Consider the following 14,948-nt stretch of genomic DNA (forward strand, 5'->3'; position numbering starts at 1 on the left):
GTCAGAGCCAGTCCGCCTCGATCCCGCGGGCACGCAGCGTCTCCAGCGCCTCGTCGTTGCCCGTGTACAACAGGGTCATCGACTTCAGGTTGGGGAAGTGCCGCAGGTCGGCGAACTCGTCGACGTCGAACAGCGCGTCCTCGCCGTCCCAGTTCGGCGCGATCTGGAGGTAGATCTCGTTGCCGCCGTCCATCTCGATCTCGGTGATCTTCTCCGCGAGCTCGGCGGGGACCTCGAGCGCCTCGAAGTAGGCCAGCGCCTCAGGCACCGCCTCGAAGCTCCCGGCGTCGTAGGTGTAGCCCTGCTCGGCGGCGTGCGCGCGGAGGTCGAACCTCGGCAGGAGGCCCTGGTTGTACATCAGCTCCTGGACGACGGCGAGCTTGAAGTTGGTGTCGGTGAACGGAATCGGCTGGCTCATGCCCGAACCGTATAGGCTGCCGATCCTCTCCCAGCCGGTCAGCCGATGAGGTTCTCGAGGCGGTGTGCGAGCTGGTCCCAGCGCCAGTGGTCGCTGACCCACTCCCGGCCGGCGCGCCCCATCTTGGCCGCCGTCCCGGGATCGGCGAGCAGCGAGGCGATCCGCGCGGCGACGTTCTCGACGTCGAGCCCGTCGACGACGTTGCCGGTGATGCCGTCGCGCACGGTCTCCGGTGCGCCGCCGGACCGGCCGGCCACCACGGGCAGCCCGGTCGCGGAGGCTTCGAGGTAGACGATGCCGAGGCCTTCGACGTCGAGGCCACGGCCGCGCGTGCGGCAAGGCATCGCGAAGACGTCGCCGGCGTTGTAGTGCGCGGGCAGTTCCTCCCACGGCACTGAGCCGGTCAGCACGATGTCGCGGGAACCGGCGGCCATCTTGTCGAGCGTCCTGCGGTACGGTCCGCCGCCGACGATCAGCAGGGCGGCGTCCGGCACCGTGCGCTGGATGAGCGGCAGCGCGCGGATCAGGACGTCCTGGCCCTTGCGCGGCACCAGGCGCGACACGCACACGATCACCGGCCGGTCGCCCAGCCCGTACCGGCGGCGCATCTCGGCACGCGCGGCGGGATCGGGGCGGTACTGCTCGGTGTCCACACCGGACGGGAGGTGCTCCAGCGCCGCCATCGGCCCGAACGCCGCCGAGAACCGCGAGCGGGTGTAGCGGCTGACGTACGTCACGACGTCCACTCCGGACCCGATCGCCCGCAGCGCCTGCCGCGCCACCGGCAACATCGACCAGCCGACCTCGTGCCCGTGCGTGCACGCCACTGAGCGGCTCAGGCCGAGTGACGGCGCCAGCAACGCCAGCGGTGCCGCCGCCCCGAACCACGCGGCCTCGCACGACTCGGCGCGGGCGATGTCACGCGCGCGGGCGAGGACGTCCGGCGTCGGCAGCATCAGCGACGTGGGGTGCCGCACCACCGGGAACGGCTGTTCGGCGTCGAACTCCTCCGCGCCCTTCCACTTCGGCGCGTAGACGACGAGCGAGTCCGCGGGCAGGCGTGTCGCCAAAGCGTGCAGGTAGGACTGGATGCCACCGGGGCGGGGCGGGAAGTCGTTGGTCACCAGCAGGGTTCGGCGCACAAACTCAACGCTATCCGATGGTCGTTCTCAGGAACTCACGCCAGCCCGCCACGTCGACGGCACGGGCGTCCACTGCGGACATCGACGCGTACCGCAGGAAGAAGTCCACGACACCGCGCTCCCCGAGCCGCGACTCCAGATAGACCATGATCGAGTACGCCTGCTGGTACGCGAGATCACGCCCCGAGCCGCCGAAGTCGGTCGGCAACGCCGAGACGTCCGATCTCAGCAGCGGCGCGGCCTGACGGAGCGACAGCCCCGTGCCGTGGAACGCCACCCAGTCCGCGAACCCCTCGACCAGCCACAGCGGGGCCGAGTCCGACGTCAGGTCACGCGTCGCTACGTGCGTGATCTCGTGCCGCAGCAGCACGCCCAGTTCCAGGTCCGACAACGCCGCGGCACGCACCCGGTTGAGGACGACGCGCTGCCCGGAACCGTCCCTGATTGCGACCCCGGCCATGTCCGCGAACGCGGGCCCGACGAGCGCCACGAGCTCGCTGTCCGTCGCCGGAACAACGACGGCGACCCGCTGAGCCCAACTGATATCCAATATATCGGCGACCTCGCGCACCGAGGAGTCCAGCAACCCCGCCACCCGCGACGCCAGCGCACCATCACAAGAACTGCTGCTCACAGTGCCCGCGGCAGCCGTCAGCACCGCCTCTTTGCAATGGGGTGTTGCGGTCGGCTGCAACTCAACGGGCCGTAGTGCAACGCTGACGCCCAGCAGGAACGTCATGGCGACGGTGACCGCCAGCAACGTCCGGAGGTGCCTCACCGGCGCAACGCTATCCCTCGATGCGCCGAATCACCGCGATGGGCCCGATGGCGTCGATCGGTGCGATCTTCACCGGCTGGCCCTCGGTGGAGGCGTGCACGGCCCGCGCGTTGTCGACGGCCATGGCCACGTGCGACCGGCTCGAGTAGTAGACGATCAGGTCGCCAGCACGGACCTCACCGCGTGACACGGCACGGCCGACCCCGGCCTGGCCGCCGGACGTGCGCGGAATCGTGACTCCGGCAGCCGCGTACGCCTTCATCGTCAGCCCGGCGCAGTCCCACTGGTCGAAGCCCGTGGCGCCGTACTTGTACTCGTCGCCACGCTGCGCCAGCGCGAAGGTCAGTGCTGCCCCCGCGGTCCCGGAAGGCACGCTGACCTGCGAGCGGTCGCCGGGGTCGCGCAACTGGTTCACGACGGGGGCGGGCAGCCGCGTCAGCGCCGTCCGCACCTGGTTGATCTGCGCCTGCAACGCCTGGTTGCGCGCGTCGAGGTCGCTCTTCAGCTTCTCGGCCGCCGCGGTGGTCTCCGCGGCGCGTGCCCGCGCGCTCTCCGCCACCTGGTGCGCCTGACGAGCCTTCTCCACGGCGGCGGACAGCCGCGCGAGCGACTCCGCCTTGTCGGAGGCGAGCACCCTCATCATCTCGAGGCGGGTCAGGAAGTCCTGCTGCGAGTCCGCGACGAGCAGCGCCGACAGCTGGTTGAACCGCGCCCCCTCGAACGACGCCTGGGTGATCAGGTCGACCTGCCCCTGGTAATCCTCCTCGTCGCGCTTGGCCTGCCGCTCGATCTGCTGCGCCGCCGCCACCGTCGCGGTCGCGCTGCCGAGCTCCGCCTTGCGCTGCACGAGGTCCTCCTGCGCGCGCAGGACCTCCTCGTTGAGCTTCGTCGCCTGCGCCGTCAGATCCGCGTACGCACGCGCGGGATCGGCCGGCTGCGCGGCTGAGGACACCGCCGGAGCGACCGGGAGTAGCAGCAGGAGAACCAGGAAACCACGGGTGAAGTTGCGCGACATGAGGTCGCCGATCCCCCTCGCCAGAACAAGACCGCCAAGATCGACGGCGTCAGGCTACCGGGTGATCAAACACGCCCGAGACGGGCCAGCAGCACGGCGGACGGCACCGGGTGCGCGCCACGGCGGCGCACCGAGTCCGCGACCGCCCGGTCCGACGTCACCACCACCACGGGCCGCCCCTCGGGCTCCGCCGTGACCAGTGCGCGAATGACGTCATCGGCCAGAACACCGGGGTCGCTGAAGAGCACGCGGACGCCACGAGGAGCAGCCGCGGGCACGGCCACCACCCCGGCGCCGTCGAACACCAGCGTCACCTCGGCGCCCGTGCGCGCGGCCAGCACGGCCAGCTGGTGCACGAGCCGATCGCGTTGATCCGACAACGACAGTTCCGGATAGCCGGTCTTCGTGACGTTGTAGCCGTCCACCACCAGGTGCACCGCGGGCAACGCCAGCAGCCGGTCCAGAGCGGCGGGGTCCTCGACCCGGCCAACGACGCCCTGCGACGCGCTGGCACCTCGCACGAGATCGGCGGGACGCGGCCCGGTGCCCTCGCCCAGGGCCAGCTCACGGCGCAGGCCCGTCACGGCACCGTCGAGGGTGTCCACGAGCAGTGCGAGCCGCACCTCGTCGGCCTGCCGGGCCTCGCGTGCGGACTGCCGCGCCACCTCGGCGTCGGCGATCGCCCGCTGGGCCTTGCCGCGTTCGGTCTCGGCGCGATCGCGCTCCCGGTCGCGCTCGGCGGACAGGCGCTTGACCTCGTCCGCGGTGCGTTCCTCGATCTTGCGCACCTCGGCGGCGGCGGCCGCGGCGGCGTCCTTGGCCTCGCGCAGCTTCACGCCCTGTTCGCGCAACCGCTTGCGCAGGCGTTCCAGCTCGACCTCGGCATCCGCGCGGACGCGTTCGGTGGCACCGTCGAGCTGGGAGCGCTCGGACCGCAGCCGTTCCAGCTCGCTCTCCAGCCGTTCCGCGCGGGCGACGGCCGCGTCCCGTTCGGCTCGCAGCGTCGCGTCGCCCACCCTGCGCGTCACCAGCTCCACGTAGTGCAGCGCGACCTCGTCGCCGGTCAGCACGGCCGCGGCGGCCGCCGTCACCGGGTCCGGTGAGGTCACCTCGAGCGTCGACGGCCTGTTCTTGCGCAGCCACTCGACCACGGCGGTGCGGAAGTTCGCGGAGTCCCGCAGGCCGGCCACGACCTGAGAACCGCCCAGACGAGCGCGCTTGGTCGGGGCGAACTTCGCCACCGGACGCAGGTGCTGGGGCACGTCGACCTTCGCCATCTCGCTCAGCGCGTCCGCCCCCAGCTCGGCGAGCCGCATCCGCAACGGCTCCGGCAGGGCCGACCAGTCCACAGAGGATTCGACAGTGGAATCATCCGCGGACTCACCTGCCTCATCGGCAGGCTGGTCGAACTCGGGCTCGGGCATCGGGTCGGGCACCCCACCAGGCTAGAGCCCCGGCACTCGAGCAACGCACGGACGTGTCCGCCCTTCGCAACAACGATCTGGAAAAGATCACCTGATCACCACTCCAATGGAGCAACCGCAGGTCAGAGCTCCACTGAAGATCAGCTCCAAAAATTGTCAGACCCCGTCGCTAACGTCAGCCACGTGACCGGACAACTGTCCTTCGACGAGCTCGGGACGCCCCTGCGCGACACGACGTTCGTCGTCTTCGACCTGGAGACCACGGGCGGCAGTGCCGAGGAGGACGCCGTCACCGAGATCGGCGCGGTGAAGGTGCGCGGCGGCCAGGTCATCGGTGAGTTCGCCACGCTCGTCGACCCGCAGCGCGGCATTCCGCCGATGGTGGCGCAGCTGACCGGGATCACGCAGTTGATGGTGACGGGCGCGCCGACCATGAAGACGGTGTTGCCCGCGTTCCTGGAGTTCGCGGCCGGTTCCGTCCTGGTGGCGCACAACTCGGGTTTCGACGTCAGCTTCATGAAGGCCGCCTGCGAACGGCACGGCTATCGCTGGCCGAAGCCCTCGGTCGTGTGCACCGTGAAGCTCGCACGGAGGGTACTGAGTCGCGACGAGGCTCCGTCGTGCCGTCTGTCGGCGCTCTCGGACCTGTTCCACACGGAGACCAAGCCGACGCACCGAGCGCTGGCCGACGCCCGCACCACCGTCGAGGTGCTGCACGCGCTGTTGGAACGCGTCGGGAACGTGGGCGTGCACTCGCTCGAAGAACTGCTGGCGTACCTGCCCGAGGTCACACCGGAACAACGCCGCAAACGCTCGCTGGCCGCCCACCTGCCGTCCACGCCGGGCGTGTACCTCTTCCGCGGGCCGAAGGAGGAGGTCCTCTACGTCGGCACGGCGTCAGACCTGCGGCGCCGGGTCCGCCAGTACTTCACGGCGAGCGAGGGCAGGCGCAGGCTGCGCGAGATGGTCGCCCTCGCCGTGCGGGTCGACGCCGTGGAGTGCTCTCACCCGCTGGAAGCCGAGGTGCGCGAACTGCGACTGCTGCGCGCACACCGCCCCGCGTACAACCGGCGCTCGAAGAACCCCCACCACGCCTGGTGGCTGACCCTGACCGACGAACCGTTCCCCCGGATCTCGCTGGTCAAGGTCCCCCGGGACGGCGCGCTGGGCCCGTTCCGCACCCGGAAGGCGGCCGAGTCGGTCGCGGACGCGCTGCTGGACGCCGTGCCGCTGCGCTCGTGCACCATCAAGATCCCGGCCACGAACCAACGCGCCTCCCCGTGCGCCCTGGCCGAGCTCGACCGCTGCAAAGCGCCCTGCGCGGGCCGGCAGACGGTCGACGAGTACTCCCCCGCCGTGGTCGCCGTGCGCGATCTGGTCGTCGGCAGGAGCGCGGACCCGTTACGCACGCTCATCACCCAGCTCGGCGGCCTGGCCTCGGCTGAACGCTTCGAGGAGGCCGCCCGCCGGCGCGACCGCCTGGCGGGCCTGGTCCGGTCCCTGGACCGGGCCCAGCGCCTGGCGGCCCTCGCCGCGCTTCCCCAGCTCGTGGCCGCCAGACCCGACGGCGAAGGCGGCTGGGAGTTCTCGGTCGTGCGCTACGGCCGCCTCGCCTCCGCCGGAGTAGCCCGCCGCGGCACCCGCCCGATGCCGGTGGTCGACGCTCTCGTCGCCTCAGCCGAGACGGTCATCCCTACCCCCGGCCCGCTGCGCGGTGCTCCCCCGGAAGAAGCCGCCGTCGTGCTGCGCTGGCTCGACCAGCCGGGCACCCGCCTGGTGTACGCGGACGAGCCGTGGTCGTCCCCCGCCGGCGCCGCCGCGGCGTGGGTGCCGTGGGCCGAACAAGCCGCGGGCGCCCGCCCCATCCACGACCGCTGGGCCTGACCGGAACACCTCGTTGCACGGCCCTTATGCAAAAAACGTTTGCGGACGTCCGCAAACGTTTTTTGCATAAGGAGGGTAAGCGCAGGTCAAATGGGGTGACTACGACCGATATATCAGTCGAGAAGTCGACAAAGAGACACGCGCAGGTCGTGCGCAGCTCGGCACTCGCGAGCGGCGACGTCCTCACGCAGGTGATCAGGCGGTAGGGCAGACTACGGGTGCTTGAGACACCGGAGCCCAGACCCGAGGAGGACGCCGTGGTCACCGCCATCGTGCTGATCCAGGCCGCCGCCGAACGCATTCCCGAGGCCGCGCAGGAGATCGCCGACATCGACGGAGTCACCGAGGTGTACTCCTGTGCCGGTGACGTGGACCTGATCGCGCTGGTGCGGGTCAGCAAGCACGAGGACCTCGCCGCACTGGTGCCCGGCAAGATCAGCAAGGTCGCGGGCGTGCTGAACACCGACACGCACATCGCGTTCCGCAGCTACTCGAAGCGCGACGACGAGGCCGCGTTCTCCATCGGTCTCGACGACGCCCAGTAGTCAGCCCCACAGCCCAGGGCCGCAGACACGACGAAGGCCCCCGTGAAAGATCACGGGGGCCTTCGTCGTGTTCGTGCGGTGGATCAGGCCTTCGGGTCGGACGGCTTGCCCGCGAGCTCGCTGGCCTCGTCCTGGGAGCTGAGGCCCTCCGAGGCGTGGGCGTGCTTGCGCGCGTTCTCCAGGGCCACGGTCTCCTCGACCGGGTCCGGCGACCACGTGCTGCCGACGACCGGGTGACCGGCCGAGCCGAGCTTGTTCATCTTCTTCGGCACCGACGCGCCCTGGTAGGCGAGCGCGATCGGGTGGCCGTGGTCGTCCACCGGGCCGAGCGGCTGGTGGACCTCGATGAACTCGCCGTGCGGCAGGCGCTTGATGATGCCGGTCTCGACACCGTGCTCGAGCACCTCGCGGTCGCCGCGCTGCAGGCCGATGCAGATCCGGTACGCGATGAAGTACGCGAGCGGAGGCAGCACCAGCATGCCGATGCGGCCCATCCACGTCGTCAGGTTCAACGAGATGTCGAACTGGTAGGCGAAGATGTCGTTGCCGCCCATGAGCAGCAGGACCATGAAGTACGTGATCGCCATCCAGCCGAGCGCGGTGCGGACGGGCACGTCACGCGGGCGCTGCAGCAGGTTGTGGTGCGCGTAGTCCTTGGTCATCTTGCGCTCGATCCACGGGTACATCGCCGCGATGCCGGTCAGCAGCGGCAGACCCAGGATGAACGGCAGGAACGGCGCCGGGATCGTGTAGTTGCCCAGGTAGAACTCCCACGCGGGCCAGATGCGGACCAGGCCGTCGGTCCAGCCCATGTACCAGTCGGGCTGCGAGCCGGCGGAGATCTGCGCGGGGTTGTACGGACCGAAGTTCCAGATCGGGTTGATCTGGAAGACGCCGCCCATGATCGCGATGACACCGACGACGATGGCGAAGAAGCCACCGCCCTTGGCCGCGAACACCGGCATGATGCGCACGCCGACGACGTTGGTCTCCTTGCGGCCCGCGCCCGGGAACTGCGTGTGCTTCTGGTACCAGACCAGCGCGAGGTGCGCCGCGATCAGACCCAGGATGATCGCCGGGATGATCAGGATGTGCGCGGTGTAGAGCATCGGGATGATGTCCGTGCCGGGGAACTCCCCGCCGAACATCAGCCAGTTCAGCCACGTGCCGATGACCGGGAACGAGATCAGCAGGGCCGCCATGACGCGGAGGCCGGTGCCCGAGAGCAGGTCGTCGGGCAGCGAGTAGCCGAGGAAGCCCTCGATCGCGCCGAGCATGAACAGCACGATGCCGATGACCCAGTTGATCTCACGCGGCTTGCGGAACGCGCCGGTGAAGAAGATCCGGAACATGTGCACGACGATCGCGGCCATGAACAGCAGCGCCGCCCAGTGGTGCACCTGGCGGACGAACAGGCCACCGCGCGTCTCGAACGAGATGTCGAGCGTGGACGCGAACGCCCGCGACATCTCGATGCCGCGCAGGTTCTCGAATGCGCCGTTGTAGGTGACCTCGGTCATCGACGGGTCGAAGAACAACGCCAGGTACGTACCCGACAGCAGCAGCACGATGAAGCTGTACAGCGCGATCTCACCGAGCAGGAAGGACCAGTGCGTCGGGAAGACCTTGTTGATCTGCTTGCGCAGACCGGAGGCCGGGTGGAACCGCTCGTCGGCAGCGTTGGCCGCCGCCCCTGCGACGCGCGCGGCGGCGTTGGCCGGCTTCGTCGGCGTGGTGATGGCACTCATGACTTCCGCTCCCAGAACGCCGGACCCACAGCCTCGATGAAGTCGCTGCGGGCTACCAAGTATCCGTCCTCGTCCACAGTGATCGGAAGCTGCGGCAGAGGACGGGTTGCCGGACCGAACCGCGGCTTGGCGTATTCGAAGACGTCGAACTGCGACTGGTGGCACGGGCAGAGCAGCAGACCGGTCTGCTGCTCGAAGAGCGACGTCGGGCAACCGAGGTGCGTGCAGATCTTCGAGTACGCGTACAGGTCACCGTAATTGAAGTCTTCCTGGCCTGCACGCTTGGTGACCGCCTGGTTCGGGCGCAGGCGGATGAGCATCACCGGCGCGTCGGCCCGCTTCAGGGCCGCGACCAGGGCGTGCTCGTCCTCGCGCTCGGACTCCCGGAACGGGAACACCGTCTCGAAGCCGCCCGGCTCGACGTCCTCGGGACGCACCAGGGAGACGTCGTGGAAGTTGCCGGTGTGGCGGCGCAGGTAGACCTTCTCGCCCTTTTCGGCCTTCCAGCCGGTGTGCCACAGCGAGTTCTTGGTCTCGCTGTCCGAGTGCGGGTTCTTGATGAGCGCACCCAGCGGAACAGCGGTGACGCCGAGACCCAGCACGCCGGCGCCGAGGCCCGCGGTGCGCTTGATCAGGCTGCGGCGGCCGAGGCCGCTGCGCTCACCCGCGTCGGCGAGCTCGGCGACCAGCGTGGCGCGGTCGACCTGGGCCGACGGGCCGTCGTGGCGCTGCTGCACCGCGAGCTCGTCCGGGATGAACTTCTTGGTGTAGAGCAGTGCTCCAACACCCAGGCCCGTCACCGACAGACCCAGGAACAGGCCGATCAGCGGGTTGTACAGCATGTGCAGCAGGTGGCCCTCGGGGTTCGAGGGGGACTCGTACTGCCACGGCCAGAACAGGAACACGCCGAGGAAGGCGAGGCCCGCCACCGCGGAGATCACGAACCACAGCGCGACCGCGCGCTGGGCGCGGCGCTCGGCACGGGTGCCGGGGACCGGGAACTTCTCCTCGTAGTGGACGAGCTCGACGCCGTCCATCTTCGTGCCGAGCTTGACGAGGTCGTCCCGGCTCATCTCCGCGAGCTCTGCCTCGCTGGGCAGCTCGATCGGCTTGTCGCCGCTCATGCCTTGGCTCCGATCCAGAGGGTCACGCCGATGAGCGCGGCGATGCCCACGATGAACGCGATCAAGCCCTCGGAAACGGGTCCGAACCCGCCCAGGGGGTTACCTCCGGAGTTGTTGTTCCCGTCGGTGACCGACTTGACGTACGCGATGATGTCTTTCTTCTCTTCCGGCGTGAGCTGGCGCTCGCCGAACTTCGGCATGTTCTGCGGGCCGCTCTGCATCGCCGTGTAGATCTGCTCCTCGGACACGCCGTCGAGTGCCGGCGCGAACTTGCCGGACGACAGCGCGCCACCACGACCCGTGAAGTTGTGGCAGCTGGAGCAGTTCAGGCGGAACAGCTCGCCGCCGCGGGCGGGGTTGTCGCCGCGCAGGCCCTCACCGGTTTCGGAGGGCTTCTTCGGGCCCTCGCCACCGCTGGCGTCGATGTAGGCCATCAGCGCGTTGATCTCCTCGGGGGAGAGCTTCGCGGGCTTGCGGATGGCCTGGGCCTCCTGCCGCGCCATGGGCATGCGGCCGGAGGAAGTCTGGAAGTAGACCGCGGCGTCGCCGACACCGATCAGGCTGGGCCCGCGGTCCTTCACGCCCTCGAGGGACTTGCCGTGGCAGCTCTGGCAGGTGTTGAGGTAGATCTGCTCGCCCTGGCGCACCAGGGCGTCCTGCTGCTGCGCCTGGGCGGTCTGCGCCTGGGGCGCGAAGGCGGCGAACAGCATGCCGGCGCTCAGCAGGCCGAAGCCCAGTGCGAGCAGTCCAGCGACCCGGCGGCGCAGCTTGGTGCGGGCGCCGCGGGGGCGTTTCGTCGTGGTGGTCATGGTGTGCGGCAACCCTTGCTGTCAGTTCGGGAGCTCGTGGCTGGGGAGCAGGTCAGGGCACGATGTAGATGATGGCGAACAGCCCGATCCACACGACGTCGACGAAGTGCCAGTAGTACGACACGACGATCGCGGAGGTGGCCTGTGCCGGCGTGAACTTGCTGAGCTTCGTCCGGATCAACAGGTAGACGAACGCGATCAGACCGCCGATGACGTGCAAGCCGTGGAAGCCGGTCGTCAGGTAGAAGACCGTGCCGTAAGCCGAGGACGGGATCGTGGTGCCGTGCTCGACCAGCTCGATGTACTCGCCTGCCTGCCCGCCGACGAAGATCGCGCCCATGATCAGGGTCACGATGTACCAGCGACGCAAACCGAAGACGTCACCTCGCTCCGCCGCGAACACGCCCCACTGACAGGTGAAGGACGACGCGACCAGGATGATCGTGAAGACCGACGCGTAGGGGATGTTCAGGTGCGTGGGAGGAGGAGGCCATGGCCCCTCGTTCTGGGCCTTCACCGTGAAGAACATGGCGAAGAGGCCAGCGAAGAACATGAGCTCGCTGGACAGCCAGACGATCGTGCCGACGCTGACCATGTTCGGGCGGTTCAGCGAGTGCACGCGCTGGCCGATTGAAGGCGCTGCCGTGGTCACGAGCAGCATTATTGCCTGCGCTATTTCCGTCCGCCCATCGGGTCCTGGGCAGATCATGGGTCGGCTGGGTCACACGCGGGGTCATCGCGAGGAGATCAACGAATGGGCTTGCTGAGCCGATTGCGCGACATGCTGCACCGACAGGCCGAGCCGGCGTTGTCGGTGGACGACCCGGCGCTCGTCGTCGTGGTCGAGGCGTTCGACATCGCGGAGGCCGATTCGGCCGCCCTGGCGCGTTCCCCGCAGTGGCGCGCGGACGAGCTCGCGGTGCTGCGGCACCACGTGCGCATCCCCGCTGAACAGGTAGAACGTGCGCGCGAACTGCTCACGCCGGACGGCTGGGTGCTGGTGGCCGGTGACATATCGCATATCAGTCGCGTGCAGAAGCTGGACGCGTTGCACTGCGCCCAGGAGCGGTCGCGGATGGCCTCGCTGGCGCAACGGCTCGGCGGCGAGGCGCTGGGGTGGGACGCCCTGCAGAAGTCACCCGAACCGGCCCGATAGCATCACGGCGACCTTGGTCACTTTCTTCAGGGACCGCAGTCGGCAGTCGCAGCGGAGGATCCAGAGATGAGCACGCAGACCACGAAGATCCTGGTGTTCAGCCACCGGCCCGAGGTGCGTGAGACGATCATCACTGCGGTCGGCCGCCGTCCGGCGCCGGACCTCGCGCGCGTCGACTACGTCGAGGCCGCGACGATCGCGGACGTCCTCTACGAGGCGGACGCCGGCACCGTCGACCTGCTGATCCTCGACGGCGAGGCGCAGCCGACCGGGGGCATGGGCCTGTCCCGCCAGCTCAAGGACGAGATCACCAACTGCCCGCCGATCGTCGTCGCGGTGCGCCGCAAGGACGACAGGTGGCTCGCGACCTGGTCGCAGGCGGACGCGGTGCTGGTGCACCCGCTCGACCCGCTGGCCGCCGCCGAGACCGTGGCCGAGGTGCTGCGGGGCTCGGCAGTGCCCGTCGTCAAGGGCTGATCGGCCATGAGCCAGCGCACCTGGCCCTCGCTGCTCAACCGCCTGCTCGACGGCGTCGACCTGACCGCCGACGACACCGCCTGGGGCATGGACCAGGTGATGTCGGGCGAGGCGACCTCGGCGCAGATCGCGGCGTTCATCGTCGCGTTGCGCGCCAAGGGTGAGACGCCGGAGGAGGTCGACGGTCTCGCGACGATGATGCTCGAGCACGCGAACCGGTTCACGGTGGACGTGCGGGCGACCGACATCGTGGGCACCGGCGGCGATCATTCCGGTTCGGTGAACATTTCGACGATGGCCGCGATCATCACGGCCGCCGCGGGTGTGCCCGTGGTCAAGCACGGCAACCGCGCGGCGTCGTCGCAGTGCGGCACGGCGGACGTGCTGGAGGCGCTCGGCGTCGCGATCGACCTGCCCGCGGACGGCGTGCGGGAGACCGTGCGCGAGCTGGGCATCGGTTTCTGCTTCGCGCCGGTGTTCCACCCCGGCTTCCGGCACGCGGGCCCGGTGCGGCGCGAGATCGGCATCCCGACGTCGTTCAACCTGCTCGGCCCGCTGACGAACCCCGCCCAGCCCACCGTCGGCCTGATCGGCTGCGCACGGGCGTCGGCGGCACCGCTGATCGCCGGCGTGTTCGCGCGCCGCCGCAACACCGCGCTGGTGGTGCGGGGTGACGACGGCCTCGACGAGATCACCACGACCACGACCACGTCCGCGTGGCTCGCGCAGGACGGTGTGGTGCGCACGGAGACCATCGACCCGGCCGTGCTCGGCGTGAAGCCCGCCCGCGAGGAGGACCTGAAGGGCGGCGACTCGTCCGTCAACGCCCAGGTGGTCCGCGACCTCGTGGCCGGCAAAACGGGGTCTGTGCGGGACGCTGTGCTCGTGAACGCCGCGGGCGCCATCGCGGCGCACGGCGGGTTCTCCGAGGACCTGCACGCCGACCTGACGGCCTCACTGGGCCGCGCGGCCGACGCCATCGACTCGGGCAGGGCGGCGACGCTGCTGAACCGGTGGGTGGAGCTCTCCCAGGCCCTCAAGGGCTAGCGAAGCGGTGTTCCGGTCACGCGTCGTCGCCGGCGCGTGACCCTGCTCGCACGACCGCCGCATCGGCGTAGTCCGAGCGAGTGATGGGCCCGAGATGCGCGCCACGTGGTAACGCCGTGGCAATCGCCACCTGGAATGCTGGAGACATGGCCCTCCTCTACCCGGTGATGAAGCACGTCGTCGCGCGCACTGCCCGTCTCGTCTACCGCCCTGTGGTGGACGGGCTGGAGAACATCCCCACCGACGGCCCCGTCATCCTGGCGGCCAACCACCTCAGCTTCATCGACAGCGTCGTCATGCCGATGGTCGTGCCGCGCCGCGTGTCGTTCCTCGCGAAGGCGGAGTACTTCACGGGCACCGGCCTGAAGGGCTCGCTGTCGCGCCGGTTCTTCTCCTCGCTCGGCCACGTGCCGGTGCACCGCGGCAGCGGCCGTGACGCCCGCGCCGCGCTCGACACGGCCGCCGAGATCCTGGCCCGCGGGGACGCCTTCGCCATCTACCCCGAGGGCACCCGCTCGCTCGACGGCAGGCTGCACCGCGGCCGCACGGGCGTGGCCCGCATGGCGCTCGAGTCCGGCGCCCCGGTCGTCCCGGTCGGCATCATCGGCACCGACAAGGTCCAGCCGGTCGGCAGCAGGTTCCCGAAGATCGTCCCCGTGACGGTCCGCTTCGGTGAGCCGCTCGACTTCAGCCGCTACGACGGCATGCAGGACTCGCTGCCGGTGCTGCGCAGCGTCACCGACGAGATCATCTACCGCATCCTCGACCTGAGCGGCCAGGAGTACGTCGACGCGTACCAGAAGACCCCGGTCGCCGCGGCGGCGTAACCCTGCGCAAGACCTGCGAAGGCCCCTTCCCGCGACGACGGGAAGGGGCCTTCGTCATGTGACGTGTCAGTTCCCACGAACGACGAAGGCCCCCTCCGCATCGGAGAGGGCCTCGGTCGTTGCTGGGTCAGTCGTGGTTCGGACCGGTGTGGTACTCGAACACCAGGCCGCCGACCGCGATCAGCACCAGGACGATGGCGATCACGAGCAGCCATACGTGCCAGAACGCCACCGCGACACCCGTGGTCGCCGCCGCGGCGGCCAGACCGACCGGCCAGTACGAGCCGGGGCTGAAGAAGCCCAGCTCACCGGCGCCGTCGGACACCTCGGCGTCGGGGTTGTCCTCCGGCCGCACCTCGATGCGGCGGGCGACGAACCGGAAGTAGGTGCCGGTGATGAGGGCCAGGCCGCCGGTCAGCGCGAGCGCCACCGTGCCGGTGGGCTCGACGTGGCCGGTCGCCAGGTGCGTCCAGTAGCCGTAGACGACGGCCATCAGGAACGAGAAGGCCATCACCAGGTCGAATACGCGAGCTTCGATCTTCATCGCGGGGCGT

16 protein-coding genes are annotated in these 14,948 nt (G+C 69.6%); 6 read left to right on the top strand and 10 right to left on the bottom strand.

Features of this window, described 5'->3' with window-relative positions; all coding sequences use genetic code 11:
- Position 1: 1 nt before the first annotated feature.
- The 5 genes from LX88_RS27710 to LX88_RS27730 all read right to left on the bottom strand — a co-directional run bounded on the left by LX88_RS27710 (position 2) and on the right by LX88_RS27730 (position 4,777).
- Positions 2–418, bottom strand: a complete 417-nt coding sequence (locus LX88_RS27710; protein ID WP_258950720.1) for a DUF6892 domain-containing protein — start codon at positions 416–418, stop codon at positions 2–4.
- Positions 419–456: 38 nt separating this feature from the next.
- Positions 457–1,560, bottom strand: coding sequence for a glycosyltransferase family 4 protein (locus LX88_RS27715; protein WP_258950721.1), 1,104 nt, complete (start codon positions 1,558–1,560; stop codon positions 457–459).
- 10 nt (positions 1,561–1,570) lie between these two features.
- Positions 1,571–2,338, bottom strand: a complete 768-nt coding sequence (locus tag LX88_RS27720) for a basic secretory family protein (protein WP_258950722.1) — start codon at positions 2,336–2,338, stop codon at positions 1,571–1,573.
- 10 nt (positions 2,339–2,348) lie between these two features.
- Positions 2,349–3,353 carry a C40 family peptidase gene (locus LX88_RS27725; RefSeq protein WP_258950723.1) on the bottom strand — a complete coding sequence of 335 codons (1,005 nt, stop codon included), beginning with the start codon at positions 3,351–3,353 and terminating at the stop codon, positions 2,349–2,351.
- Positions 3,354–3,418: 65 nt separating this feature from the next.
- Entirely contained in the window at positions 3,419–4,777 is a 1,359-nt protein-coding gene (locus tag LX88_RS27730; RefSeq protein ID WP_372511438.1) for an NYN domain-containing protein, read from the bottom strand.
- Positions 4,778–4,960: 183 nt separating this feature from the next.
- On the opposite strand from LX88_RS27730, the gene LX88_RS27735 reads away from it, so the two are divergent.
- Positions 4,961–6,661, top strand: coding sequence for a DEDD exonuclease domain-containing protein (locus LX88_RS27735; protein ID WP_258950724.1), 1,701 nt, complete (start codon positions 4,961–4,963; stop codon positions 6,659–6,661).
- 257 nt (positions 6,662–6,918) lie between these two features.
- Positions 6,919–7,206 (top strand): Lrp/AsnC family transcriptional regulator, encoded by a 288-nt coding sequence (locus LX88_RS27740; protein WP_030465012.1) that lies wholly within the window; start codon positions 6,919–6,921, stop codon positions 7,204–7,206.
- A gap of 83 nt (positions 7,207–7,289) precedes the next feature.
- On the opposite strand, the gene qcrB is transcribed toward LX88_RS27740, so the two are convergent.
- Genes qcrB through ctaE form a run of 4 tightly spaced genes read right to left on the bottom strand, consistent with a single transcriptional unit; the run spans position 7,290 to position 11,548 of the window.
- Positions 7,290–8,954, bottom strand: coding sequence for a cytochrome bc1 complex cytochrome b subunit (gene qcrB, locus LX88_RS27745; protein WP_258950725.1), 1,665 nt, complete (start codon positions 8,952–8,954; stop codon positions 7,290–7,292).
- A complete protein-coding gene (gene qcrA, locus LX88_RS27750; RefSeq protein ID WP_258950726.1) occupies positions 8,951–10,078 on the bottom strand; it encodes a cytochrome bc1 complex Rieske iron-sulfur subunit in 1,128 nt (375 codons plus the stop codon). Before qcrA ends, qcrB begins: the two co-directional genes overlap by 4 nt.
- Entirely contained in the window at positions 10,075–10,887 is an 813-nt protein-coding gene (qcrC, locus tag LX88_RS27755) for a cytochrome bc1 complex diheme cytochrome c subunit (RefSeq protein WP_258950727.1), read from the bottom strand. Before qcrC ends, qcrA begins: the two co-directional genes overlap by 4 nt.
- Positions 10,888–10,939: 52 nt before the next feature.
- Positions 10,940–11,548 (bottom strand): aa3-type cytochrome oxidase subunit III, encoded by a 609-nt coding sequence (gene ctaE, locus LX88_RS27760; RefSeq protein WP_253320751.1) that lies wholly within the window; start codon positions 11,546–11,548, stop codon positions 10,940–10,942.
- Positions 11,549–11,641: 93 nt separating this feature from the next.
- On the opposite strand from ctaE, the gene LX88_RS27765 reads away from it, so the two are divergent.
- The 4 genes from LX88_RS27765 (at position 11,642) to LX88_RS27780 (ending at position 14,394) form a co-directional block, all read left to right on the top strand.
- Positions 11,642–12,043: a hypothetical protein gene (locus LX88_RS27765; protein WP_258950728.1), complete on the top strand. Its 402-nt coding sequence runs from the start codon at positions 11,642–11,644 to the stop codon at positions 12,041–12,043.
- 66 nt (positions 12,044–12,109) lie between these two features.
- Entirely contained in the window at positions 12,110–12,520 is a 411-nt protein-coding gene (locus LX88_RS27770; protein WP_258950729.1) for a hypothetical protein, read from the top strand.
- A gap of 6 nt (positions 12,521–12,526) precedes the next feature.
- Positions 12,527–13,567: an anthranilate phosphoribosyltransferase gene (gene trpD, locus LX88_RS27775; RefSeq protein WP_258950730.1), complete on the top strand. Its 1,041-nt coding sequence runs from the start codon at positions 12,527–12,529 to the stop codon at positions 13,565–13,567.
- A 146-nt stretch (positions 13,568–13,713) separates the two neighbouring features.
- Positions 13,714–14,394 carry a lysophospholipid acyltransferase family protein gene (locus tag LX88_RS27780; protein WP_258950731.1) on the top strand — a complete coding sequence of 227 codons (681 nt, stop codon included), beginning with the start codon at positions 13,714–13,716 and terminating at the stop codon, positions 14,392–14,394.
- A gap of 127 nt (positions 14,395–14,521) precedes the next feature.
- Here LX88_RS27780 and LX88_RS27785 read toward each other — a convergent pair whose 3' ends face one another.
- Positions 14,522–14,938 (bottom strand): cytochrome c oxidase subunit 4, encoded by a 417-nt coding sequence (locus tag LX88_RS27785; protein WP_258950732.1) that lies wholly within the window; start codon positions 14,936–14,938, stop codon positions 14,522–14,524.
- Positions 14,939–14,948: the final 10 nt, after the last annotated feature.

Source organism: Lentzea californiensis (assembly GCF_024648825.1).
Lineage (GTDB): Bacteria > Actinomycetota > Actinomycetes > Mycobacteriales > Pseudonocardiaceae > Lentzea > Lentzea californiensis.